A 25,321-nucleotide genomic window follows, 5' to 3' on the forward strand; every position below is an offset into this window, starting at 1 on the left:
CCATGCCGAAACGTACGGACATTCACAGCATTCTGATTCTCGGTGCCGGCCCCATCGTCATCGGCCAGGCCTGCGAGTTTGACTACTCCGGCGCGCAGGCCTGCAAGGCGCTGCGCGAGGAGGGATTCCGGGTCATCCTGGTGAACTCGAACCCGGCCACGATTATGACCGATCCGGCCATGGCCGACGCCACCTACATCGAGCCCATCGAGTGGCAGACCGTGGCCCGCATCATCGAGGCCGAGAAGCCCGACGCGCTGCTGCCCACCATGGGCGGCCAGACCGCCCTCAACTGCGCCCTGGACCTGGCCCGGGAGGGCGTGCTCGAGGCCCACGGGGTCGAGATGATCGGCGCCACCAAGGAAGCCATCGACAAGGCCGAGGACCGGGAGCTGTTCGACCAGGCCATGCGCCGCATCGGCCTCGAGACCCCTCGCGCCCAGACTGCGCACAGCCTCGAGCAGGCCTACGCCGTGCTCGAGGACATCGGCTTTCCCTGCATCATCCGCCCGTCCTTCACCATGGGCGGCTCCGGCGGCGGCATCGCTTACAACCGCGATGAGTTCGAGGAGATCTGCAACCGCGGCCTGGACCTTTCGCCGACCAACGAGCTGCTCATCGACGAGTCGCTCATCGGCTGGAAAGAGTTCGAGATGGAGGTGGTCCGCGACAGGAAGGACAACTGCATCATCGTCTGCTCCATCGAGAACTTCGATGCGATGGGCGTGCATACCGGCGACTCGATTACCGTGGCACCGGCGCAGACGCTTACCGACAGGGAATACCAGCTCATGCGCAACGCCTCCCTGGCGGTGCTGCGCGAGATCGGCGTGGAGACGGGGGGCTCGAACGTGCAGTTCGGTCTCGACCCGAAGACGGGCCGGATGGTGGTGATCGAGATGAATCCGCGGGTCTCCCGCTCCTCGGCCCTGGCCTCGAAGGCCACCGGCTTTCCCATCGCCAAGGTGGCCGCCAAGCTGGCCGTGGGCTATACGCTCGACGAACTGCAGAACGAGATCACCGGCGGCGCCACGCCGGCGTCCTTCGAGCCGTCCATCGATTACGTGGTCACCAAGATCCCCCGCTTCGCCTTCGAGAAGTTCAACGCCGCGGACCCGCGCCTCACCACGCAGATGAAGTCCGTGGGCGAGGTCATGGCCATGGGGCGGACCTTCCAGGAATCGGTGCAGAAGGCGCTCCGCGGCCTCGAGGTCGGGTCCGCGGGCTTCGAGCACCGCATCGACGTGGACAACCCGGACCTGCGCGATGAGCTGATCGGCGAACTCACCAACCCGGGCCCCGACCGGATCTGGTACCTCGCGGATGCCTTCCGCGCCGGCATGGACGTGGAAGAGGTCTACGGCTACTCGGGAGTCGACCCGTGGTTCCTCGTGCAGATCGAGGACATCGTCAGGACGGAGAACGGCCTGAAAACCGAGGCGCTCCGCGATCTCGACAGCGCACGGCTCTTCGAGCTGAAGCGCAAGGGCTTCTCCGACGCCCGCCTTGCGGTACTGCTCGGGGTCAGCGAGGCAGAGGTGCGCAACCACCGGCAGGAGCAGGGCGTGCGCCCGGTCTACAAGCGCGTGGATACCTGCGCCGCCGAGTTCGCCACGGCCACGGCGTACCTCTATTCCACCTACGAGGAAGAGTGCGAGGCGGCGCCCTCGGAGCGGCCGAAGATCCTCGTCCTCGGGGGCGGTCCCAACCGTATCGGCCAGGGTATCGAGTTCGACTACTGCTGCGTCCACGCTGTGCTCGCCATGCGCGAGGACGGCTACGAGACCATCATGGTCAACTGCAACCCGGAGACCGTGTCCACGGACTATGACACCTCGGACCGGCTCTACTTCGAGCCGGTGACCCTCGAGGATGTCCTGGAGATCGTCGCGCTGGAGCGTCCGGTCGGCGTCATCGTGCAGTTCGGTGGCCAGACGCCGCTGAAGCTGGCCCGCGCCCTGGAGGCGGCGGGCGTACCGATCATCGGTACCACCCCGGACGCCATCGATCGCGCCGAGGACCGGGAGCGTTTCCAGCAGATGATCAGCAAGCTGGACCTGAAGCAGCCGGCGAATACCACCGTGCGCAGCATCGACGCGGCGGTCGCGGCCGCGGAGCGCATCGGTTATCCGCTGGTGGTGCGGCCCTCCTACGTGCTCGGCGGCCGGGCCATGGAGATCGTCTACCGCGAGGAGGACCTGCTGCGCTACATGAACGATGCGGTGTCCGTGTCTGACGACGCCCCGGTCCTGCTGGACAGTTTCCTCAGCGCGGCGATCGAGGTCGATATCGATGCGGTCTCGGACGGCGAGACCGTGGTCATCGGCGCGATCATGCAGCATATCGAGCAGGCGGGTGTTCACTCCGGTGACTCCGCCTGTTCGCTGCCGCCCTACAGCCTGCCGCCGGCGGTGCAGGATGTCATGCGCGAGCAGGTGCGACGCATGGCCCTCGAGCTCGGGGTCCGCGGCTTGATGAACGTTCAGCTGGCGTGGCAGGATGATGACGTTTACGTGATCGAGGTCAATCCGCGCGCATCGCGGACGGTGCCCTTCGTATCCAAGTGCATCGGTGTCTCCCTGGCCAAGGTGGCGGCGCGTTGCATGGCCGGCACATCCCTGGCGGACCAGGGGTTCACGGAGGAAATCGTGCCGCCTTTCTTCAGCGTGAAGGAGGCGGTGATGCCCTTCAACAAGTTTCCCGGCGTCGACCCCATCCTCGGCCCGGAGATGAAGTCCACCGGCGAGGTCATGGGTACCGGGGAAACCTTCGCCGGTGCCTTTGCCAAGGCGCAGCTCGCCGCCGGTGATCCGCCGCCGCGCGGGGGCACGCTGCTGGTGAGTGTCCGCGACGTCGACAAGCCCGGCGCCGTGGAAGTGGCGCGGCAGATGGCAGAGCTGGGCTTCGATCTCGTCGCCACCGGCGGCACGGCGAAGGCCCTCGAGGCCGCCGGACTGGCGGTGCGACGCGTGAACAAGGTCATGGAAGGCCGGCCGCACATCGTCGACATGATCAAGAATGACGAGGCGGATATCATCATCAACACCACCGAGGGGCGGCGGGCCATCGCCGACTCGGCGCCGATCCGGGCCAGCGCCGAGGCGCACCGGGTCTTCTACACGACGACGCTGGCAGCCGCCGAGGCGATCTGCCTGGCGCTGAAGCAGGGGAGTGACAAGGCCGTGCGGCGGCTGCAGGACCTCCACGGGAGCATGCACCGATGAACAAGGTACCGATGACCGTCCAGGGTGAGGCGGCGCTGCGCAGGGAGCTCGAGCAGCTCAAGAAAACCGAGCGGCCGCGCATCACGCAGGCCATCGCCGAGGCCCGGGAGCACGGGGACCTGAAGGAAAACGCCGAGTATCACGCGGCGCGCGAGCAGCAGAGCTTCGTCGAGGGCCGGATCATGGAGATCGAGGGCAAGCTGTCCCATGCCCAGGTCATCGACGTGACCCAGCTGCCGAGAACCGGGAAAGTGCTCTTTGGCACCACCGTCGACCTGATCAACACCGAGACTGACGAGACGGTCACCTACCGCATCGTCGGCGATGACGAGGCCGACGTGAAGCAGAACCTCATTTCCGTCAGCTCACCGATCGCCCGCGCCCTCATCGGCAAGGAGGAGGGCGAGGTTGTCGTGGTGAAGGCCCCGGGCGGGGATATCGAGTACGAGATCGACGAGGTCCGGCACGTCTGAGGTCCGCCCCGGGCCGGCGCGCCGGCTGCCTGCGCGGGTGCCTCAGAGCATCCGCTGCAGGTTGGAAAGGCGCGGGTCGGCGTCGGGGTTCTTCCGGAGCAGCAGCAGGATATTGCCGATGGATTGCACGAGCAGTGCGCCGCTGGCCTCGCAGAGCGCCTCGGCGACGGCAGCGCGGCTGTCCCGATCGCCCGCCGCCACCTTGACCTTCACCAGCTCGTGGTCGGTCAGGGCCCGGTCCAGCTCCGCCAGTACCCCGTCGCTGACGCCATTGCCCGCCACGGTGACCACGGGCTTCAGCTTGTGCCCGAGGGCGCGCCACTGGCGCAGCTGCTGCTTGCTGGGTTCGATGGTGGCCATGGCGGGTGATCTCTGCAGTGCGGGCGGCGAAGTCTACCTGAGCCCGGGGGCAGACGGAAACGGCGGCCCGTCGCCCCGGTACCGGAGCCGCTAGCCGTGGCGAAGAAGCGCTCATCGAGCAAGGCCTGGCTTCGCGAGCATCGCGAAGACCCCTACGTACAGCGCGCCCGGCGGGAGGGTTATCGCTCCCGGGCCTGCTTCAAGCTGCTCGAACTGCAGGAGCGGGACCGGCTGATCCGCCGGGGCATGACGGTGGTGGATCTCGGCAGCGCACCGGGCGGCTGGTCCCAGGTTGCCGCGGAACTCATCGGCGACAACGGGCGTGTGATCGCTTCCGATATCCTGCCGATGGACAGCCTCGCGGGTGTGACCTTTATTCAGGGGGACTTCACGGAAGACACGGTATTTGCTGCGATATGCGCTGAAATTGCGGGCAAGGGGGCGGATGTCGTGCTTTCTGACATGGCGTCCAACATGAGTGGCATGGCCGCCGTGGACCAGCCCCGGGCCATGCTGCTGGCGGAGCTGGCGCTCGACCTGGCGCTGCGCATGCTGCGCCCGGGGGGCGCCTTCGCCTGCAAGGTTTTCCAGGGCGAGGGCTTCGATGCGCTGCTCGCCGGTGCCCGCGCGGGCTTCGAGCGGGTGTACACGCGCAAACCCGCAGCGTCGCGCCCGCGCTCCCGGGAAGTCTATCTCGTCGCCACCGGGGCCATTGAAAACCGCGCCGGCGACCCGACATCCCTTGAGGAGAGACAGTAGACCCCGCCGGCCGTAGCAACTAGGGTTCGGGGACCGGCCCCGAAAAGCGCGAGCGGCGTCAGCTGGGGACGGGGCGTCCATACGCTATACTGGGACGGAGTATCACGCGGCACTGTCTGCCGCGCGGCGCCGACAGCGCCGGGAAAGCGAGGTATCAGCATTGAACGACATGGCAAAGAATCTGCTCCTGTGGCTTGTGATCGCGGCGGTGCTGCTGTCGATCTTCAACAATTTCAACATGCAGAGCCCTACGGAGCGCCTGGTCTACTCGGAGTTCATCGAGGAAATTCAGCAGGACCGGGTGGAGAAGGTCGTCATCGACGGCCTGACCATCACCGGTACGCGTTTCGACGGCTCGCGCTTCGAGACGACGCGGCCCATGGTCGAGGACCCGAAGCTCATCGATGATCTCCTGACCCACGATGTCGAGGTCGAGGGCCGCGAGCCGGAACAGCAGTCCGTCTGGACCCAGCTGCTGGTTGCGAGCTTCCCGATCCTGATCATCATCGCCGTGTTCATGTTCTTCATGCGCCAGATGCAGGGGGGCGCCGGCGGCCGCGGCGGGCCCATGAGCTTCGGCAAGAGCAAGGCGCGGCTGCTCGGCGAGGACCAGATCACCACCACCTTCGCCGACGTCGCCGGCTGTGACGAGGCAAAGGAAGATGTACAGGAACTGGTCGAGTTCCTGCGCGACCCGAGCAAGTTCCAGAAGCTCGGCGGCCGCATCCCCCGCGGTGTGCTCATGGTCGGTCAGCCCGGTACCGGCAAGACGCTGCTGGCCAAGGCGATCGCCGGCGAGGCCAAGGTGCCGTTCTTCTCCATCTCCGGTTCGGATTTTGTCGAGATGTTCGTCGGTGTCGGCGCCTCCCGGGTGCGCGACATGTTCGAACAGGCCAAGAAGCAGTCGCCCTGCATCATCTTCATCGACGAGATCGACGCGGTCGGCCGGCACCGCGGCGCGGGCCTCGGCGGCGGGCACGACGAACGGGAGCAGACCCTGAACCAGCTGCTCGTCGAGATGGACGGCTTCGAGGTGAACGACGGTGTCATCGTCATCGCCGCCACCAACCGTCCCGACGTGCTGGACCCCGCGCTGCTGCGCCCGGGCCGTTTCGACCGCCAGGTGGTGGTCGGGCTGCCGGACATCCGCGGTCGCGAGCAGATCCTCAAGGTGCACATGCGCAAGGTGCCGCTGTCCGAAGACGTCGATGCATCGCGCATTGCCCGCGGTTGCCCGGGTTTCTCCGGGGCCGATCTCGCCAACCTGGTCAACGAGGCGGCACTCTTTGCGGCCCGCGCCGGCGTGCGCACCGTAGGCATGACCCAGTTCGAGCTGGCCAAGGACAAGATCATGATGGGCGCCGAGCGCAAGTCCATGGTCATGTCCGAGCACGAGAAGCGGAACACGGCCTACCACGAGGCCGGCCACGCAATCGTCGGCCGGCTGGTGCCCGAGCACGACCCGGTGTACAAGGTCAGCATCATTCCCCGGGGCCGTGCCCTGGGCGTGACCATGTTCCTGCCGGAGGAGGACCGTTACAGTCACAGCCGGCGGCACATCATCAGCCAGATCTGCAGCCTCTTTGGCGGCCGCATCGCCGAGGAGATGACGCTCGGCAAGGACGGCATCACCACCGGTGCCTCGAACGACATCCAGCGGGCCACGGAACTCGCGAGGAACATGGTCACCAAGTGGGGCCTGTCCGAGAAGATGGGGCCCCTCATGTATGACGAGGGCGGGGACGAGCCGTTCCTCGGCCGCAGCGCGGCGCAGCCCCACAACGCGATGTCCGACGAGACCGCCAAGCAGATCGACGCCGAGGTCCGCGCCATCGTCGACGAGTGCTACGCGACGGCGAAGCGCATCCTCGAGGAAAACATCGACAAGCTGCACGTCATGGCCGAAGCGCTGATGGTCTACGAGACCATCGACTCGGACCAGATCGATGACATCATGGCCGGCAGGCAGCCCCGGGAGCCGGAGGGCTGGGGTGGCAGCAGCGGTGGTCCGAGCGGGCCGAGCGCAGTCGGCGATGATGACCGGGCGACCGGCGATGACAAGCCGGCCAGCCCCATCGGCGGCCCCGCCAGCGAGCACTGAGCCGGGCCTTCCGGCCCGGGTGGCCGACGCAGTGACCACGGCACCCGTCCTCCGGGGCGGGGGACGTTCCCTGTCCCTCGCCCGCCCCCGGGTCATGGGGGTGCTGAATATTACGCCGGATTCCTTCTCCGATGGCGGCCAGCTCTACCGGGCGGGCGCCGCCGATCTGGATGCGGTTCTGTACCGCGCCGAGGCCATGGTGGCGGCCGGGGCGAGTCTCCTCGATATCGGTGGTGAATCGACGCGCCCCGGCGCGGAGCCGGTCCCGGAAGGCGAGGAACTCGCCCGGGTGGTGCCCGTGGTGGAGGCCCTCGCAGGACGCGTCGACGCCATGCTCTCCATCGACAGCAGTTCGCCGGCGGTCATCCGCGCCGCCGCCGCAGCCGGGGCCCACCTCATCAACGACGTGCGCGCGCTGCGCCGCCCCGGCGCCCTGGAGGCGGCGGCCGCGAGCGGCCTCCCGGTCTGCCTGATGCACATGCAGGGCTCGCCGGACACGATGCAGGCCGGCCCGCGCTACGGGGACGTGGTGGCCGATGTCGAGGCCTTCCTCCGTGAGCGCGTCGCGGTCTGCCGCGCGGCAGGCATCGACGCCGGGTCCATCCTCCTCGATCCGGGCTTCGGCTTCGGCAAGACCGTGGCGCACAACCTGTCCCTGCTGGCGGCGCTGCCCCGCCTCGCGGCGCTTGGCCATCCGCTCCTGGTCGGATTGTCGCGCAAGTCTCTCATTGCTAAGCTCCTTGGGCGGTCCATCGATGAGCGCATGCCGGCCAGCCTGGCGCTGGCGGTGCTGTCCGCCGAGCGCGGCGCCCGCATCATCCGGGCGCACGACGTCGTCGAGACCACGGATGCGCTCGCCATGGTGGCGGCGCTGGCAGAGGCAGGAGGCGCATGAGCAAGCGCTACTTTGGTACCGACGGCATTCGCGGCACGGTCGGCCAGCCACCCATCACCCCCGATTTCATGCTCAAGCTGGGCTGGGCCTGTGGCCGGGTCTTCACGGACCATTCCACGCAAGAGGGCCGCTGCTCGGTCATCATCGGCAAGGACACCCGGGTGTCCGGCTACATGTTCGAGTCGGCGCTGGAGGCCGGGCTGGTCGCGGCCGGCGTCGACGTCAAGCTCCTCGGGCCGATGCCGACGCCGGCCGTGGCGTTGATGACGCGGAGCCACAATGCCGACGCCGGGATTGTCATCAGCGCATCCCACAATCCCTTCGAAGACAACGGTATCAAGTTCTTCTCGGCCGCCGGGTCCAAGCTGCCCGACGACATCGAGCTGGCGATCGAGGCGATGCTCGAAGCGCCGCTGGAAACGGTACCGCCGCGCGCCATCGGCAAGGCCGTGCGCGTGGTGGACGCGGCCGGCCGTTACATCGAGTTCTGCAAGAGCACGGTGCCCGAGGGTTTCAGCCTGCGGGGCCTTCGCGTTGCGCTCGACTGTGCCCACGGCGCGACCTACGCCATCGCCCCGGCGGTGTTTGCGGAACTCGGCGCCGAGGTGGTGTCCATGGGGGCCACGCCCGATGGCTTCAACATCAACCAGGGCGTCGGTTCCACGGACATGGCGTCGCTCTGCGCCCTGGTGCGCGCGGAGGGGGCCGACGTCGGGATCGCCTTCGACGGCGACGGCGACCGCGTGTTGTTCGCGGATGAACAGGGCGCTGTTGTTGACGGGGACGAACTGCTCTACATCATCGCCATGCATCGCCTGTCCCTGGGCACGGCCGACGCCGGCGTGGTCGGCACGCTGATGACCAATCTCGGCCTTGAGCTTGCCCTGCGCGAGGCCGGTCTCGAGTTCGTGCGCACGCCCGTCGGCGACCGTTACGTGCGCGAGCGCATGGTCGCGGAGGGCTGGCACCTCGGCGGCGAGGCCTCCGGGCATATCATCTGCAGTGACGTCACCACGACCGGGGACGGTATCGTTGCCGCGCTCCAGGTGCTCCGGGCCCTGCGCGCGGCCGACAGGCCCCTGTCCGAGCTCGCTGCCGGCATGAACCGGCTGCCCCAGCGCCTGGTCAACGTGCGCCGCGAAGGCAACGGAGCCCTGGAGGGCAACGGCACGGTCGCCGCGGCCGTGGCGGCGGCGGAGGCGGAACTTGGCGAGGCTGGCCGCGTCCTGCTGCGGCCCTCGGGCACGGAGCCCGTCGTGCGGGTCATGGTCGAGGGCCGCGATGCCGGGCAGGTCGAGGCGCTCTGCGAGCGCCTGGCGGAGGAAGTCGCCCGCGGCCTTGCCTGAGGGCTTTTCCGGCCGATTCCCGCTTGTCACCCCCGGTGGTCTTGGGTACCATTGCGCCCCTTTCCGAGCCGGGTGCTGGCAATGCGACGTCCCTTGGTGGCTGGAAACTGGAAGATGCATGGCTCCCTGGCGGCGAATCGCGGCCTGCTCGAGGGGCTCGCATCAGCCGGGCTGCCGGACGGTGTCGACGCGGCGGTCTGTCCGCCCTTCGCCTACCTGCAGCAGGCGCTGGCGCTCTGCGCAGGCAGCACCATTACCGTCGGCGCGCAGGATTGCAGCCACATGGCGGAGGGGGCCTACACCGGTGAGGTGTCGGCACCGATGCTGGCCGATCTGGGTTGCCGCTGGGTCATCATCGGTCACTCGGAACGGCGCCAGTATCACCGGGAGACGTCGCCGCTGATCGCCGCGAAAGTGCGTGCGGCGACGGATGCCGGCCTCGCCCCGATCGTCTGCGTCGGCGAGACCCGCGAGCAGCGCGAGGGTGGCGAGGCGGAAGCCGTGGTGGCCGCGCAGCTCGAAGGCGCACTGGCCGACGAGCCGCGGGCGCCCGGTCTGGTGATCGCCTATGAGCCCGTCTGGGCCATCGGTACCGGGCTCACGGCGAGCCCGGACGAGGCACAGGCCATGCACGCGTTCCTTCGCGAGCAGCTGGCGGGCTTCGTCGAGGACGGCGAAGCCGTGCGTCTGCTCTATGGTGGCAGCGTCAAGGCGAACAACGCGGCAGACTTGTTTGCGCGCCCCGATATCGACGGCGCGCTGGTGGGGGGCGCCTCCCTCGACGCGGAAGCCTTTACCGCGATCGTGCGCGCCGCCGCCGAGGACTGACGCCCGGGACCGGGCAGGGGAGTTATGGAACAGATCGTATTGATCGTGCATCTGCTGCTGGCGCTGACCATCATCGGCCTGATCATGCTGCAGCAGGGGAAGGGCGCCGACATGGGGGCGTCCTTCGGTGCCGGGGCCTCGCAGACGCTCCTGGGCAGCACCGGCAGCGCCAACGTGCTGACCCGCGCTACGGCCTGGCTGGTCGCCGCGTTCTTTGCAACCAGCTTCGGCCTGGCGATTATCGCCACGGAAAAGACCCGTAGCGTCGATGAGGTAGACATTGCCGTGCCGGCGGCGCAGCAGCCGGCGGCGGACGAGGCTTCCACCGACGACCTGCCGGCGGTGGAGCAGGGCGACGTGCCCGCGGCGACACCCGTAGAGGGCGATTTGCCCACGGGAGACATTCCCGAAGCGTAAGCGTCGGGTTACAATACGCAGGATGATTCAGCCGAAGTGGTGGAATTGGTAGACACGCTATCTTGAGGGGGTAGTGAGCTTTGCTCGTGGGGGTTCAAGTCCCCCCTTCGGCACCAAACACAGCAAGTCGAGGGATCTGCTCCGCTACGCGGAGTGCTCGTGGGGCCTTGGCCGGGCGCGTTAAGTGCCCCCTACGGCACCAAACATCGCCCGGTCGCGGGCTGACTGGAAAGGCAAGAAGAAGGCAAGAAGGTTGTTGACCGCACCGGGAGGCCTACCTATAATACGCGACCTCTTTGGGGGCACCTTGAGGGTGTGTCCCGGGCAAGCAAGCTTGCCATGAGCGTTTTGATGCGGGGTGGAGCAGCCTGGTAGCTCGTCGGGCTCATAACCCGAAGGTCGTCGGTTCAAATCCGGCCCCCGCTACCAAATACGCATCACCTGCTCCGTAACCTGGTGATGCGGCGTGAAAAGCCCCTTTTTGGGGCTTTTTCGTTTGTACCGGGAAAATTCGCAGGAGATGCGTGAGCGGCAGGGAAAACAGGCTGCGTGAGTTGCTCGAACCGACAGTCGAGGCCCTGGGCTTTGAACTCTGGGGGGTCGAGCACCTGGCGCAGGGGCGCCACAGCGTGCTGCGTGTGTACGTCGAGCGCCCCGAGGGCATCAGCGTCGATGACTGTGCCGCGGTGAGCGGGCAGATCAGTGCGGTCCTGGATGTCGAGGACCCGATCAACGGTGAATACACCCTGGAGGTGTCGTCACCGGGGCTGGACCGCCGGCTCTTTGCGCTGGCCCAGTACGGCCGCTACCTCGGCGAGACGATCGACCTGCGCCTGCGCATGCCCTTCGAGGGCCGGCGCAAGTTCCGGGGGCAGCTCAAGGGAGTCGAGGGCGAGGACGTGGTGGTACAGGTCGATGACCACGAGTATCTCCTGCCCTTTGACACGATCGACAAGGCGCGGGTGGAGTTGCCGGCAGACATCGGCGGCGACGGGCGCGAGGCAAGGTAGGCTCATGAACAAGGAAATCCTGATGGTCGCGGAAGCCGTCTCTAACGAGAAGGGCGTTTCCGAGGACATTATCTTCGAGGCGATCGAGCTGGCGCTGGCCACGGCCACCAAGAAGCGCTACGACGAGGACGCGGATATCCACGTCACCATCGACCGCGAGTCCGGCGATTACGAGACCGTTCGCCGCTGGCTCGTCGTGCCGGACGACGAGGTCGCCCTGCTCGGCACCCAGTTCACGACCGAGGAGGCCGCGGAGAAGGACCCGGGCCTGACGCCGGGTGACATCTACGAGGAGAAGGTCGAGAACGTCGAGTTCGGCCGCATCGCCGCGCAGACGGCCAAGCAGGTGATCGTCCAGCGTGTCCGCGACGCCGAGCGCGCTCAGGTCGTCGAGGAGTACCAGGACCGGGTCGGTGAACTGGTCGCCGGTTCCGTCAAGAAAGTGACCCGCGACAACGTCATCGTCGATCTCGGCAACAACGCCGAGGGCCTGCTGCCGCGCGGCGAGCTCGTGGGCCGCGAGACCTTCCGTGTTAACGACCGGGTCCGCGCCATCCTCACCGAGATCAGCACCGAGACCCGCGGCCCTCAGCTCATCCTCAGCCGCGCCTGCCCGGAGATGCTCATCGAGCTGTTCAAGATCGAGGTGCCGGAGATCGCCGAAGGCGTCATCCAGATTCGCAGCGCTGCCCGCGACCCGGGCTCCCGCGCCAAGATTGCCGTGAAGACCAACGACCAGCGTATCGATCCCGTCGGCGCCTGCGTGGGGATGCGCGGTTCGCGCGTGCAGGCGGTTTCCAACGAGCTGGACAACGAGCGCGTCGACATCGTGCTCTGGGACGACAACGCCGCCCAGCTGGTGATCAATGCCATGTCGCCGGCGGAGGTCGAATCCATCGTCGTCGACGAGGACGCGCACGCCATGGATGTGGCCGTCTCCGAGGACAACCTCGCCCAGGCGATCGGCCGCTCCGGGCAGAACGTTCGCCTCGCGAGCGAGCTCACCGGCTGGACCATCAACGTGATGAGCAACGAGGAGGCCGCGGAGAAACATGAAGCCGAGGCCGGACAGATCATCCAGACCTTCATGGATCAGCTCGACATCGACGAGGAGGTCGCGGAGATCCTCGTGGAGGAAGGCTTCACGACGCTTGAAGAGGTGGCCTACGTGCCCCTCGACGAGATGCTGTCCATCGAAGGCTTCGACGAGGAGATCGCCGAGGAGCTGCGTGCGCGCGCCAAGGATGCGCTGCTGACGCTGGCGATCGCCAGCGAGGAGCAGCTCGGGGCGAACGAGCCGGCCGAGGACCTGCTGACCATGGACGGCATGGACCGGCATCTTGCCTATCTCCTCGCCAGCCGCGGCATCATCAGCATGGAAGACCTCGCCGAGCAGGGCGTCGACGACCTGATGGACATCGAGAACATGACGGAAGAGCGCGCAGGCGAATTGATCATGACCGCGCGCGCCCCCTGGTTTGCCGAAGAGGAAGCCCAGTCCTGAAGGCACTGGCCAGTACCACGGAAAGTCAGGGAACCAGGGTAGCTAGGAGAGTATTTGCATGGCGCAGGTGACAGTAGAGCAGCTGGCGAAATCCGTAGGCGCATCGGTGGAGCGGCTCCTCACGCAGATGCGGGACGCCGGGCTGCCTCACAAGGACGCCGCGGAACCGGTGTCCGATGAAGACAAGCAGACGCTTCTTGCCTACCTGAAGCGCAGCCACGGGGAATCCTCGGCGGCGCCGAAGCGCATTACCCTGAAGCGCAAGACCATGAGCACGCTGCGCACGGGCGGCTCTTCCGGCAAGAAGACGGTCAACGTCGAGGTCCGGAAGAAGCGTACCTACGTGAAGCGCGAGGAACCGGAAGCCCCGGCGCCCGCCGAGGAGGAGCTCGAGACGGCGGCCTCGGCCGAAGCGCCCGAGGCACCGGCGGCGGAGGCCCCGGCAACGGAGGCGACGGCTCCGGAAGCCCGGCCGGTTGAGGAGGCTCCGGCACCGAAGGAGCCGGAGTTCGAGCCCGTGCCGGAGGAGGACGAAGAGCCGGAAGACGCCGCCGACCTCGACCCGGAGGTGCTCCGCCAGCGCGCGGCACTGCGCCGGAAACAGAAGGAAGAGGAAGAGGCCGCGGCCCGTGCGGCAGCGATCGCCGCACGCAAGGCCGAGGAAGAGCAGCGCAAGGCCGCCGAAGCCGCCGCGAAGGCGCGGGAAGAGGCGCCGAAGCGTCCCAAGCGCCTCCACGCGGCGCCGTCCGAGCAGCCCCGGGACGATCAGAAGCGCAAGAAGGGCCGTCTCGGCCGCAACGAACCGCTCGGACGCGGCAAGCAGCGCGGCCATAACCTGTCCCTGTCCGACCTGGAGGCGGCAGAGGGCCGCGTGCGCCGTCGCGGTGGCCGCAGGAAGATGAAGGCCACCCACGAGGAGCACAGCCGGCACGGCTTCGAGATGCCGACGGAGAAGAAGGTCTACGAAGTCGAGATCGCCGACATGATCTCCGTCGGCGGCCTGGCCGAGGCCATGGCCGTGAAGTCCGGCGTGGTCATCAAGGAGCTCATGAAGCTCGGTGTCATGGCGACCATCAACCAGATGATCGACCGGGACACCGCCACGCTGGTGGTCGAGGAGCTCGGGCACAAGGTCAAGTACATCAGCGCCGACGCGCTCGAGGAGGATCTCACGGAAACCCTCTCCCAGCACGAAGGCACGCCGGAGCCGCGCGCGCCGGTGGTCACGGTCATGGGGCATGTCGACCACGGCAAGACGTCGCTGCTGGACTACATCCGCAAGGCCAAGGTCGCCTCGGGCGAGGCCGGCGGTATTACCCAGCATATCGGTGCCTACCACGTCGAGACGGGCCACGGCATGATCTCCTTCCTCGACACGCCCGGCCACGCGGCTTTCACCGCCATGCGGGCCCGCGGCGCGAAGAGTACGGATATCGTGATCCTCGTGGTGGCCGCCGATGACGGCGTCATGCCGCAGACCATCGAGGCGGTGCAGCACGCCCGGGCGGCGGAGGTGCCGCTCATCGTCGCCGTGAACAAGATCGACAAGGAGGGAGCGGACCCGGACCGCGTCAAGAACGAGCTTTCTGCGCAGGAAGTGATCCCGGAGGAGTGGGGCGGCGACACGCAGTTCGTCCACGTCTCGGCGATTACCGGTGACGGCATCGACGCGCTGCTCGACGCCGTCCTGCTGCAGGCGGAGCTGCTGGAGCTGAAGGCGCCGAAGGACGTGCCGGCGCAGGGCATCGTCATCGAGTCGCGCCTCGACAAGGGCCGCGGCCCCGTCGCTTCCCTGCTCGTGCAGAGCGGCACCCTGCGCCAGGGCGAGATTGTCCTCGCGGGCCTGCAGTACGGCCGCGTCCGCGCGATGCTCGACGAGAACGGCCAGCCCATCGAGACCGCCGGCCCCAGCATCCCGGTGGAGATCCTCGGCCTGGACGGCACCCCCGACGCCGGCGACCAGTTCGCCGTGGTCGAGAACGAGAAACAGGCCCGGGACCTGGCCGACTACCGCCAGGAGAAGATGCGCGAGAACAAGCTGCAGCGGCAGCAGGCGGCGAAGCTCGACAACATGTTCGAGAGCATGACCGCCGGCGAGAAGAAGACCCTCAACGTGGTGGTCAAGGCCGACGTGCGCGGCTCCCTGGAGGCGATCCAGGCCGCGCTCCTGGACCTCGGCAACGAAGAGGTCCAGGTGAACATTGTTTCCAGCGGTGTCGGCGGCATCGCCGAGACCGACGTCACCCTGGCCATTACCTCCGGTGCCGTGATCTTCGGGTTCAACGTTCGTGCGGATTCCGCCGCCCGGCGGCTGGTGGAGAACGAGGGCGTCGACCTGCGTTACTACAACGTCATCTACGACCTCATCGACGATGTCAAGCAGGCCCTGTCCGGCATGCTGGCGCCGGAGATGCGCGAGGAGATCGTCGGCATCGCCGAGGTTCGCGAGGTGTTCAACTCGCCGAAGTTCGGCCAGGTCGCGGGCTGCATGGTCACGGAAGGCACTGTCTACCGCAGCAAGCCGATTCGCGTGCTCCGCGATAACGTGGTCATCTACGAGGGTGAGCTCGAGTCTTTGCGCCGTTTCAAGGACGATGCCAACGAGGTCCGCAACGGCATGGAGTGCGGCATCGGCGTGAAGAACTACAACGACGTGCAGGTCGGGGACCAGATCGAGGTCTTCGAGGTCAAGGAGGTCGCCCGCTCCCTGTAGCGGCCCGCCATGGCACGAGAGTTCAGTCGTACCCAGCGGGTCGCCGATTACCTGCAGCGGGAGCTGGCGCTCCTGATCCAGCAGGAAGTCGACGACCCGCGCGTCGGCATGGTCAGCCTTACGGGCGTCGACGTGAGCCGGGACCTGGCCCACGCGAAGGTCTGGTTCACCCGCCTGGGCAGTGATAGCGCCGACGAGGCGACGGAAGCAGTAGACGCTCTCAACGGCGCCGCCGGTTACCTGCGCACGCTCCTTTCGCGGGAGGCCACCATGCGCAGCGTCCCGCGGCTGCGCTTCTGCTTCGACAGCAGCGTTGGCCGGGGGCGCCACATGGAAGAACTGATCCGCGAGGCCGGCGAGCGGGACCGCGCCCTCGATGCCCGCCGGGAGCGGGACGACAACCCGGAAGGAGAGGGCTGAGGTGGCCCGTCGTCGACGCGGCCGCCCGGTCAGCGGGATCCTGGTGCTCGACAAGCCGGCGGGGCTGTCCTCGAACCGGGCGCTGCAGCGGGCCAAGGGCCTGTACCGGGCCGCGAAAGCCGGCCACACGGGCAGCCTGGACCCCCTGGCCACGGGGGTGCTGCCGCTCTGCTTCGGCGAGGCGACCAAGGTGTCCCAGTACCTCCTCGAGGCGGACAAGGTTTACGAAAGCACTTTCATCTTCGGTGTCAGCACCGACACGGGAGATGCGGAGGGCACGGAGACGGCGCGCGCCGACGCCAGCGCTCTCGACGCGGCCGCAGTGGAAGCGGCGCTCGCACCCTTCCGGGGCGAGACAGAGCAGGTGCCGTCCATGTATTCCGCGATCAAGCAGGGCGGCAGGCCGCTCTACGAACTCGCGCGCCAGGGCGTGGAGGTGGAACGCAAGGCGCGCCGGATCACGGTGTACGCCTTCGAACTCCTGGCCTTCCGTCCCGGCGCGCAGGCCGAGGCCGAAGTGCGGGTGCACTGCAGCAAGGGCACCTACGTGCGCACGCTGGCGGAAGACCTGGGTGAGGTCCTCGGCTGCGGTGCGCACGTCTCGCGGCTGCGCCGCCTGCAGTCCGGCCCCTTCCGTATCGAGGAGGCGGTCACCCTGGACGCCCTGCAGGCCTTGCGGGATGCGGGCGACGAGGCGGCGCTGGATCGGCTGCTGCTCCCGGCGGAGCGCGCCCTCGCGGACATGCCCCTGGTGACGCTCAGCGAATCGGCGGGTTTCTACCTGCGCCAGGGGCAGCCGGTGCTAGTGCCAAACGCGCCCTGTGATGGTATGGTGCGCGTCGCCGCGCAGAGCGGGGAACTGCTCGGTATCGGCGAGATATTGGACGACGGGCGCGTGGCGCCCCGTCGACTGATGGTCACCAGGCGGTGACGCGAACCTGTCTGTAAATCTGCACGGACAGGCTCTTTCATGAATCGGCCGCGCGGCGTAACGGGTGCGGCCCCGCAGGTTAAGAAGAGGATGAACTCATGGCATTGACTGCCGAAAAGAAAGCGGAAATCGTCAAGGAATACCAGCGCGTAGAGGGTGACACCGGATCACCGGAAGTACAGGTGGCGCTGTTGACGGCAAATATCGAACAGCTGCGCGACCACTTCTCGTCGCACAAGCAGGATCACCACTCTCGTCGCGGCCTCATTCGCATGGTCAACCAGCGCCGCAACCTGCTCGATTACCTCAAGCGCAAGGACGCCGCGCGCTACGCGGAACTGATCAAGCGCCTCGGCCTGCGCCGCTAGGCCAGCCACACCGGGGCCCAGGGCCCCGGTCGTCGTTTAAAGAATCGGAGAAAGATTGTGAATCCAGTAACCAAGACCTTCCAGTATGGCGGCCAGACCGTCACGCTGGAGACCGGGCGCATCGCCCGCCAGGCCACCGGTGCCGTGCTCGTGACCGTCGAGAACACGTCGGTGCTGTGCACCGTGGTGGCGGAAAAGAACGCCAAGCCCGGGCAGCCCTTCTTCCCGCTGTCCGTCCACTACCAGGAAAAGACCTACGCCGTGGGCAAGATTCCCGGCGGCTTTTTCAAGCGCGAGGGCCGGCCCAGTGAGAAGGAAACGCTGACCTCCCGCCTCATCGACCGCCCGATCCGGCCGCTCTTCGCCGACGGCTTCATGAACGAGGTGCAGGTCGTGTGCACGGTGATGTCCGCCGACAAGCACATCGACCCGGACATCCCGGCGATGATCGGCACCTCCGCGGCGCTCGCGATCTCCGGCTGCCCCTTCAACGGTCCCATCGGCGCCGCCCGCGTGGGCTTCACGGAGCAGGATGGCTACCTCCTGAACCCGACCTACGCGCAGCTCGCCGACAGCAAGCTCGACATGGTCGTGGCGGGCACGAAGGACGCCGTGCTCATGGTCGAATCCCAGGCTGACCAGCTCACGGAAGACCAGATGCTCGGCGCCGTGCTCTACGCGCACCAGGAAATGCAGGCGGTGGTGCAGGCCGTCAACGAGCTGGCCGCGGAAGCCGGCAAGCCGCGCTGGGACTGGCAGCCCCCCGCCGTCAACGCGGAGCTCGTTGCCGCGGTCGAGGCCCAGGTCAGGGACGCCCTCGGCGAGGCCTACCGGATCACCGAGAAGGCCGCCCGCTACGAGCGCGTCGGCGAGATCCGCCAGGCCTGCGTCGAGGCGCTGGCCGTGGAAGGCGGCCCGAGCGAGGAAGAGGTCAAGGACGTGTTCAAGGGCGTCGAGAAGCAGCTCGTGCGCAAGCGCATCCTCGACGGCGAGGCCCGCATCGACGGCCGCGACAATCGCACGGTGCGCCCCATCGCCTGCGAGATCGACGTGCTGCCGAAGGCGCACGGCTCGGCCCTGTTCACCCGCGGTGAGACCCAGGCCATCGGTGCGGTCACCCTCGGCTCCACCCGCGACGCGCAGATCATCGACGCCCTCGAGGGCGAGCGCCGCGACCCGTTCATGCTGCACTACAATTTCCCGCCCTACTCGGTCGGCGAAGCGGGCCGCATCGGTTTTACCGGCCGCCGCGAAGTCGGCCACGGCCGCCTGGCCCGCCGCGGTCTCGCCGCGGTGCTGCCCGGTGAAGAGGAGTTCCCCTACACGGTCCGCGTAGTCTCCGAGATCACCGAGTCCAACGGCTCCAGTTCCATGGCGTCCGTCTGCGTCGGCTCCATGGCACTCATGGGGGCTGGCGTTCCCCTGAAGGCGCCGGTGGCCGGCATCGCCATGGGCCTCGTGAAGGACGGCAACCAGTTCGCCGTCCTGACCGATATTCTCGGCGACGAGGACCACCTGGGCGACATGGACTTCAAGGTCGCCGGGACCGCCGAGGGCGTGACCGCCCTGCAGATGGACATCAAGATCGAGGGCATCAACGAGCAGATCATGGAGATCGCCCTCGAGCAGGCGCTGCAGGCGCGGCTGCATATCCTCGGGCAGATGAACCAGGTCATCGCCGAGGCCCGCGAGGTCACCTCCGAGAACGCGCCGAGCATGGTCACGCTCAAGGTCGACGCGGACAAGATCCGCGACATCATCGGCAAGGGTGGCGCGACGATCCGCGGCATCACGGAAGCCTCCGGCGCGACGGTGGATATCGACGACGACGGCACCGTGCGCATCTTCGGCCAGGACCAGGCCGCGCGGGACGCCGCCGTGGCGATGGTGGAGGAGATCACCGCCGAGGCGGAAGTCGGCGCGATCTACGAGGGCCGGGTGGCCCGCATCGTCGACTTCGGCGCCTTCGTCAACATCCTTCCTGGCAAGGACGGCCTGGTGCATATCTCGCAGATTGCCAACGAGCGCGTGGAGAATGTCTCCGATTACCTGACCGAGGGCGAGGAAGTCCGCGTGAAGGTGCTCGACGTGGACCAGCGTGGCCGCATCAAGCTGTCCATCAAGGAACTCCTCGACGAGGAAATCGAAGAGGACGTCACCGAGGCGCAGGCCCCGGCGGACGAGGCCACGGAGTAAGGCTCCGCGGCGTGATGAAAAGGGCGCTTCGGCGCCCTTTTTTGTGGCTGCCCGTTGGCGGTCTGCTTTGGATAGCTGACCCGGAGGCCTTTTCTCCACACTCCGGGGTGAGCGTGGCATTGCTTTCTCTGCTTTCCGGGACGGCTGCTGGAGAGTGCCCCCAGTCGCTCCCCGATACACGCTTTGTGGGAGCACTCTCCAGCAGCCGTCCCTACCCTCGGTAGACGGTCGACCGAGTTGGAAGCGCACGAGGCGCCAGGCGGGAGTGCGGGATACTTCTCTCACAAAGCGTGTATCGGGGAGCGGCCGGGAGAAGTATCCCGCGCTCGCCCCGGGGAAAGTATCCGGCAATCCCCCGTAACTGCTGCAAGGGTCCTTGGGTGAAGTGTCCGCTTTACCCGGCGATTTTGCTAAGGTTGGCCCGCGTTTTCTGCTGAGGTGCCCATGGCGACCCTTTCCCTTTGCATGATCGTCCGTGACGAGGCCTGGATCCTCGAGGAGTGCCTGGCCGCGGCGCGGCCGCAGGTGGACGAACTGGTCGTGGTGGATACGGGCTCCATCGACGGCAGCCGCGAGATTGCGGCTGCCCATGCCGACCGGTTGCTGGACTTCAGCTGGTGCGACGACTTCTCCGCCGCGCGCAACCATGGCCTCGCGGCGGCCAGCGGCGACTGGATCCTGGTCCTCGACGCCGATGAGCGGATCGCGGAAGCCGACTACCCGCGGCTGCGGGCGGCCATGGCCGAAACAGCCTTTGACGGCTTCTACCTGCCCCAGCACAACTACGGTGACGACCAGGCCGCGTGGGGCTGGCGCCCCACGGGGGAACATGCGCCCTATGCCCGTGGCTACACGGGTTACACGGTCAACCCGATCCTCCGGCTCTTCCGTCGCCGCGACGAAATCCGCTACCAGGGCCGCATCCACGAGATCGTCGACGGCACCATCCCGGAGAATCGCCGCGGGGAGCTTGCCGTACCCCTGCACCACTACTGCAACGCCAACGCGGAGCGGCCGCGCAAGGCCAGGGGCGAGCGTTACCAGGCCATGCTCGAACGCGAACTGGCCGCCGGGGCCGATGGGCGCCTCTACGGCATCGCCGCGGCCGGCGCCATGCACGCCACGGGGAACTACCGCCAGGCGCGGGACTATTTCCTGCGCGCCGCCGAACTCGGCTATGACCCGCAGCGCAGCCTCGAGGGGGCGGCGGAGGCGAGTTATCGCGACGGTGACTTCGGCGCCGCCAGCGACCTCTACCAGCGTCTCTACCGCGACGGCTACCGGACGCCGTCCCTGTGCCTGAACCTGGCCAACCTGGCGGTGCGCCGCGGCGATCGCGTGACCGCCCTTGCCCTGTTGCGTGAATGTCTTGCCCTCGGTGGGCTCGGGCCGGCCATCAACGCTGTCATCGAGCGCAATATCATGCACCTCGAAGGGGCGTAGGCCCTGGCAGAGAGCACTATTATGGTGCGAGCGCCACCGGTTTTCACGCCTTCTCGGCGCTTCGACGCCTGCCGCCGGCACTCTGCCGCAGACTGCAACTGGTGTGAAGTTTGCTTAGGTACTATTTCCTATTGTGCGCCGCCGGTCGGGCGGGAAAATGGTCCCGACGAAAATAAGGTGGCAACCGTTGTCCGAGAGGGGAAAAACCATGCAACGCAACCAGTCCGCACACCCGCGCTCCCGCCTGTCCCGAGCCGTGGCCCTGGCCTCCCTGCCCCTGGCAGGGGCCGGCGCCGTCGGCGCCCTGGCCCAGGAGGAGGAGAAGGATAACGGCGCCCGCCTCGAGGAGGTGGTCGTGACCGCCTCCCGCCGGGCCTCCACGGTCCAGGACATCCCGATCAACATCTCCGCCGTCAGCGCCGAGAAGATCGAAAAATACCGGCTCACCGGCATCAACGAGATTGCGCGCTACGTGCCCGGCCTCACGGTCATCGACCGCGGCGCTCGGGACGAAGTCCCTGACATTCTGGTCCGCGGGTTGAATACCTCGCAGCTCGGCCCGGGTTACACCAGCGACACGGTGGCCACCTACTTCGGCGATATCCCGCTGCCCCTGGACATCCGTCCCGTCGACCTCGAGCGTGTCGAGGTGCTCATCGGCCCCCAGGGCACGCTGTACGGCCAGGGCACCATGGGCGGTGCCATCCGTTACCTGCCGAACCGCGCCGACCCCGAGGCCTTCGGGATCGACCTGCGCGGCACCCTGAGCCAGAACTTCGAAAGCGACGACATGTACAACGATGTCGGCGTGACCCTGAACCTGCCCATCATCCGCGACAGCCTGGCCCTGCGTGTGAACCTCGACCGCGTGGACGACCCCGGCTTTATCGACTACGACTTCGTGGTGCGCGAGGCTGGCGTCTCTGACCCGGAGCCCGACTTCTCCAACCCGGACGAGGTCAATGCGAACCTGCGCCGGGTGGAGGACGCGAACGGCGAGGATACGCTGGCCGCCCGCGCCAACCTGCGCTGGCTGCCCACGGACTGGCTCGACGTGAACCTCTGGTGGCTGTACCAGGACACGGAAGCCGAGGGCCGGCAGATCAACCACAAGCAGGCGTTCGGCACCGGCGACTACGTCTCCGCCTACCGCTACCTGGAGCCGAACGACTACACCAATGAGCTGTACAGCCTGGAGGTGAAGGCGGATCTGGGCTTTGCCGAGGCGACCTTCATCTACGGTGAAACGGAGTACGAGGAGGAGGGGCAGCGCGACCAGACCGACCTGCTGCTCAACTTCGAGTACGGGTACGAGGCCTTCCCGACCTTCTCCTCGTTCACCCGCGAGATCGTCGATGAGGAGACCGAGACGCTGGAGATCCGGCTCGTCTCGACCTACGAGGGCCCGCTGTCCTGGGTGCTCGGCTACTTCAACAACGAGGTCGACAGCGAGAGCGAGAGCCGCGAGTTTACCCCGGGCTTCGACCAGTTCGCGGTCGACAACTTCGGCGGCGTGCAACTGCGCCCGGACAGCCTCGAATATATCTCCCAGGGTTTCACCAGCGAGAAGGAGGAGGCCTGGTACGGCGAGATCTCCTACCGCCTGTTTGACCGCCTCGAGCTCACCGTCGGCTACCGGGACTACACCTTCGAGGTGGACAACCGCTCCGGCTTCGGCCTGCCGCTCCTCGAGACCGTGTTCTTCGGCGAACCTCAGGATGCCATCAACATCGACTTCGGCCAGAACGTCGGCGACGACGAGGGCGACCTGATCAAGCTGAACGCCGCCTTCGATATCGACGACGACAACATGATCTACGCCACCTATTCCGAGGGTTATCGCAACGGCGGCGTCAATGCCGTGCCCGCCTGCCCCCCGGACGTCAACGAGAGCGACACGCAGAACCTCTGCGCGCTCCCGGACGAGGTGTTCATCTCCCCGGACCAGATCGAGAATTACGAAATCGGCTACAAGGGCCTGCTCCTGGACGGCCGCATGTCCCTGAACGCCGCGCTCTTCTACATTGACTGGACGGACCTGCAGGTGGATACGGTGACCACCTTCGGCCAGCTGCCCATTGTCGGCAACGGCTCCGCCGCCGAGAGCCAGGGCCTGGAACTGCAGGGCAACTGGCTGATCAATGACAACTGGGAAGTGCAGCTCAGCTACGCCTACACGGACGCGGAGCTGGTGGAGGATGCGCCGGGCCTGGTCGACGACTTCACCGGAACGGAGGGTGCGCGCCTGCCCGGTCACGCCGAGCACCAGGGCACCTTCAACGTGACCTACAGCACGATGGTCCTCGACGGCATCGACCTCGCGGTCAACTACGGCATCGTCTTTTCCAGTGACGTTTACAACGTCACCGGCGGCGACGAGACCGGCGCGCTGATCGACCCGGCCACCGGTGAGGCGGCGGACTTCGGTGGCGAGGCGATCCCCGAGTGGGACGTGCACCACCTGAGCGCGACCTTCAGCAGGGACCAGTGGTCCGTGCAGGCCTTCGTCGACAACCTGTGGGACGAGTACTACGTGACGGGCACGCGGAACACCCGCCGCTTCCTGCAGAATGGTGTCGGCCCGGGCACGCAGATCGGCGGTTTCACGGTGCGCTCCTACGGCAACTTCGTCGGTGCACCGCGCACCGCGGGCATCCGCGCCAGCTACAGCTTCTGACCCTCGTCGAAGCTGCGGCCGCCGGCGCTCAGGCGCCGGCGGCCGGTGGCAGTACCCCGGCCTCGGTGAGGATCGCCGTCGCCGGGGCCAGTTCCCTCTCATAGCGTCGCCAGCGCTCGAGCGCGTCCCGGTACAGGGGCTGGCGCACCTGCAGCGCGCTCGGCGTCGCCACCCCCGCCGCGTTCCGGTGGAACGCGAGGCAGCGCGGCTCCCAGGGCAGTCCCAGGTAGGCCAGCAGCGCACGCACCTCGCTTTCCGGGTCCGCCACCAGCGCCTCGTAGGCCAGCGCGTGAATGCGTCCGCCGTAGAGCGACTGCCAGTGTGCCATCAGCCGCTCGAAGTCCGCGACGTAATGCGCCGTGGTCTCGAGGTCGTAGTGGTAGTCGTAGTAGGAGTAGTCCACGGCGAACAGCTGCCGGAAGTTGCTGAGGCAGGTGTCCCGCGGGTCCCGGCGCAGGAGTACGATGCGCGCCTCGGGCAGGCTGCGCAGGATGAAGCCGATATAGAGCGCGTTCAGGGGCATCTTGTCGAGGATGTACTGCCCCGGGGCAGGGGCGCCTTCCAGCCGGGCCGCGGTACTTTCCCGGTAGTGCGTTGCGGCGGCCTCCGCCGGCGCCAGCAGCGCCGCCCTGATGACCGCCGGGTCGAGGACGCCCGCCGCGCCACTGCTGTCCGCGCTGCGCCGCACGGCGTGGGCGAGGTCCTGGATCTCGCCGAGGCTGGTGACCGCCTCATGGCTGGTGAGGATGCGTTCGACGAGCGTCGTCCCGGTCCGCGGCATGCCGACGACGAACAACGGCGTCCCCCGCCCGCTGTCGCGGGGCCGCTGCTCGCGGTCGCTCTCCCGGAAGCTCTCGCGCAGTGCGGCGAAAAGCGCCGCGTCCCGCGCCCGCGCTTCACGGGCCCGCGCCCGGTGCCCGGCCTTGCCCTTCTCGAGGGCCGCGAAGGCGGCGCTGTGATTGCCACGCAGTTCGTTTTCCCGCGCCAGCGCGTGACCGAGGTAGAGGGCATCCTCGGCAGAGAGGCCGGCTCGTCCGGCCTGGGCCTCCAGCACCGGCAGGTCGTCGGAAGCGTCACCGGTCTTGCGCAATTCGGACAGGGCCCACCAGGCCCGGGCGAAACCGGGCCGGATCGCGAGGGCGGCGCGGTAGTGTTCCTCCGCTGCCTCCGCATGGCCGAGAAACTGCTCGGCGGCGGCGAGGTTGAAGCGGTACTGGGGGTTCTCCGGCGCCAGCCGCACCGCTTCGGCGAGTGCCGTCCGTGCTTCCTCGTAGCGGGCCAGGCGGGAAAACACGACCCCGATCGTGTCGAAGCCCAGAGCATTGGCCGGTCCGGCCGCGAGGGCACTGCGGGCGGCCGCCAGGGCCTCGGCGCTCCGGCTCCGCCGCGACAGGAGGCGCGCCTGCTGAGCCAGGTACTCGGCGTTGCCGCCGTCGAGCTCCAGGGCCCGGGCGCGCAGTCCCTCGGCCCGGGTGAGGTCCCCCGCGGCCTCGGCGGCCACGGATAGCAGGAACCAGGCGTCGGCGAAGTCTTTCTGCCGGGCGAGGATCGCCTTGCAGCAGGCGGCCAGGGGGCCGTATTCCCCCCGGTTCAGGTGGCGCTGGGCGCGCCGGTGCAGTGCCTGGACGGATTCCGCCATGGGCGCAGTCTACCCGC

19 protein-coding genes and 2 tRNA genes are annotated in these 25,321 nt (G+C 67.6%); 19 read left to right on the top strand and 2 right to left on the bottom strand.

Annotation, left to right across the window (positions count from 1 at the left end; all coding sequences use genetic code 11):
- The first annotated feature begins 2 nt into the window (after positions 1–2).
- Both carB and greA read left to right on the top strand, forming a co-directional pair.
- Positions 3–3,224 carry a carbamoyl-phosphate synthase large subunit gene (gene carB / locus ACX93N_RS00575; protein ID WP_459426434.1) on the top strand — a complete coding sequence of 1,074 codons (3,222 nt, stop codon included), beginning with the start codon at positions 3–5 and terminating at the stop codon, positions 3,222–3,224.
- Positions 3,221–3,697, top strand: coding sequence for a transcription elongation factor GreA (gene greA / locus ACX93N_RS00580; RefSeq protein ID WP_459426435.1), 477 nt, complete (start codon positions 3,221–3,223; stop codon positions 3,695–3,697). The genes carB and greA overlap by 4 nt, the downstream gene beginning before the upstream one ends.
- A gap of 42 nt (positions 3,698–3,739) precedes the next feature.
- Here the strand turns inward: greA and yhbY are convergent, their stop codons facing one another.
- Entirely contained in the window at positions 3,740–4,057 is a 318-nt protein-coding gene (gene yhbY, locus ACX93N_RS00585) for a ribosome assembly RNA-binding protein YhbY (protein ID WP_459426436.1), read from the bottom strand.
- A gap of 96 nt (positions 4,058–4,153) precedes the next feature.
- Here yhbY and rlmE point away from each other — a divergent pair, with 96 nt between their 5' ends.
- The 17 genes from rlmE to ACX93N_RS00670 all read left to right on the top strand — a co-directional run bounded on the left by rlmE (position 4,154) and on the right by ACX93N_RS00670 (position 23,665).
- The gene (gene rlmE, locus ACX93N_RS00590; RefSeq protein WP_459426437.1) at positions 4,154–4,816 is read left to right on the top strand and encodes a 23S rRNA (uridine(2552)-2'-O)-methyltransferase RlmE; all 663 of its coding nucleotides are present in this window, start codon (positions 4,154–4,156) and stop codon (positions 4,814–4,816) included.
- Positions 4,817–4,985: 169 nt separating this feature from the next.
- Entirely contained in the window at positions 4,986–6,917 is a 1,932-nt protein-coding gene (gene ftsH, locus ACX93N_RS00595) for an ATP-dependent zinc metalloprotease FtsH (protein ID WP_459426438.1), read from the top strand.
- A gap of 31 nt (positions 6,918–6,948) precedes the next feature.
- The gene (gene folP / locus ACX93N_RS00600) at positions 6,949–7,812 is read left to right on the top strand and encodes a dihydropteroate synthase (protein WP_459426439.1); all 864 of its coding nucleotides are present in this window, start codon (positions 6,949–6,951) and stop codon (positions 7,810–7,812) included.
- Positions 7,809–9,158 carry a phosphoglucosamine mutase gene (gene glmM / locus ACX93N_RS00605; RefSeq protein ID WP_459426440.1) on the top strand — a complete coding sequence of 450 codons (1,350 nt, stop codon included), beginning with the start codon at positions 7,809–7,811 and terminating at the stop codon, positions 9,156–9,158. Before folP ends, glmM begins: the two co-directional genes overlap by 4 nt.
- Positions 9,159–9,239: 81 nt before the next feature.
- A complete protein-coding gene (tpiA, locus tag ACX93N_RS00610; RefSeq protein ID WP_459426441.1) occupies positions 9,240–9,986 on the top strand; it encodes a triose-phosphate isomerase in 747 nt (248 codons plus the stop codon).
- Positions 9,987–10,010: 24 nt separating this feature from the next.
- Complete coding sequence (gene secG, locus ACX93N_RS00615) at positions 10,011–10,403, top strand: preprotein translocase subunit SecG (RefSeq protein ID WP_459426442.1); 393 nt, start codon at positions 10,011–10,013, stop codon at positions 10,401–10,403.
- A gap of 30 nt (positions 10,404–10,433) precedes the next feature.
- A tRNA-Leu gene (locus ACX93N_RS00620) sits at positions 10,434–10,519 on the top strand.
- Positions 10,520–10,755: 236 nt separating this feature from the next.
- Positions 10,756–10,832 (top strand) — tRNA-Met (locus ACX93N_RS00625).
- 95 nt (positions 10,833–10,927) lie between these two features.
- Positions 10,928–11,413 (top strand): ribosome maturation factor RimP, encoded by a 486-nt coding sequence (gene rimP, locus ACX93N_RS00630; protein ID WP_459426443.1) that lies wholly within the window; start codon positions 10,928–10,930, stop codon positions 11,411–11,413.
- Positions 11,414–11,417: 4 nt separating this feature from the next.
- Positions 11,418–12,917 (top strand): transcription termination factor NusA, encoded by a 1,500-nt coding sequence (nusA, locus tag ACX93N_RS00635; protein ID WP_459426444.1) that lies wholly within the window; start codon positions 11,418–11,420, stop codon positions 12,915–12,917.
- Positions 12,918–12,975: 58 nt separating this feature from the next.
- Entirely contained in the window at positions 12,976–15,630 is a 2,655-nt protein-coding gene (gene infB / locus ACX93N_RS00640) for a translation initiation factor IF-2 (RefSeq protein ID WP_459426445.1), read from the top strand.
- A gap of 9 nt (positions 15,631–15,639) precedes the next feature.
- Positions 15,640–16,050 (top strand): 30S ribosome-binding factor RbfA, encoded by a 411-nt coding sequence (gene rbfA, locus ACX93N_RS00645; RefSeq protein WP_459426446.1) that lies wholly within the window; start codon positions 15,640–15,642, stop codon positions 16,048–16,050.
- A gap of 1 nt (position 16,051) precedes the next feature.
- Positions 16,052–16,981 carry a tRNA pseudouridine(55) synthase TruB gene (gene truB / locus ACX93N_RS00650; RefSeq protein WP_459426447.1) on the top strand — a complete coding sequence of 310 codons (930 nt, stop codon included), beginning with the start codon at positions 16,052–16,054 and terminating at the stop codon, positions 16,979–16,981.
- A 98-nt stretch (positions 16,982–17,079) separates the two neighbouring features.
- Entirely contained in the window at positions 17,080–17,349 is a 270-nt protein-coding gene (rpsO, locus tag ACX93N_RS00655; RefSeq protein ID WP_459426448.1) for a 30S ribosomal protein S15, read from the top strand.
- A 57-nt stretch (positions 17,350–17,406) separates the two neighbouring features.
- A complete protein-coding gene (gene pnp / locus ACX93N_RS00660; RefSeq protein ID WP_459426449.1) occupies positions 17,407–19,545 on the top strand; it encodes a polyribonucleotide nucleotidyltransferase in 2,139 nt (712 codons plus the stop codon).
- 444 nt (positions 19,546–19,989) lie between these two features.
- The gene (locus ACX93N_RS00665; protein WP_459426450.1) at positions 19,990–20,988 is read left to right on the top strand and encodes a glycosyltransferase; all 999 of its coding nucleotides are present in this window, start codon (positions 19,990–19,992) and stop codon (positions 20,986–20,988) included.
- A gap of 208 nt (positions 20,989–21,196) precedes the next feature.
- Positions 21,197–23,665: a TonB-dependent receptor gene (locus ACX93N_RS00670; RefSeq protein WP_459426451.1), complete on the top strand. Its 2,469-nt coding sequence runs from the start codon at positions 21,197–21,199 to the stop codon at positions 23,663–23,665.
- Positions 23,666–23,693: 28 nt separating this feature from the next.
- On the opposite strand, the gene ACX93N_RS00675 is transcribed toward ACX93N_RS00670, so the two are convergent.
- Positions 23,694–25,304 carry a sulfotransferase family protein gene (locus ACX93N_RS00675; RefSeq protein ID WP_459426452.1) on the bottom strand — a complete coding sequence of 537 codons (1,611 nt, stop codon included), beginning with the start codon at positions 25,302–25,304 and terminating at the stop codon, positions 23,694–23,696.
- Between the last annotated feature and the right edge of the window lie 17 nt (positions 25,305–25,321).

The organism is Pseudohaliea sp. (assembly GCF_054552115.1).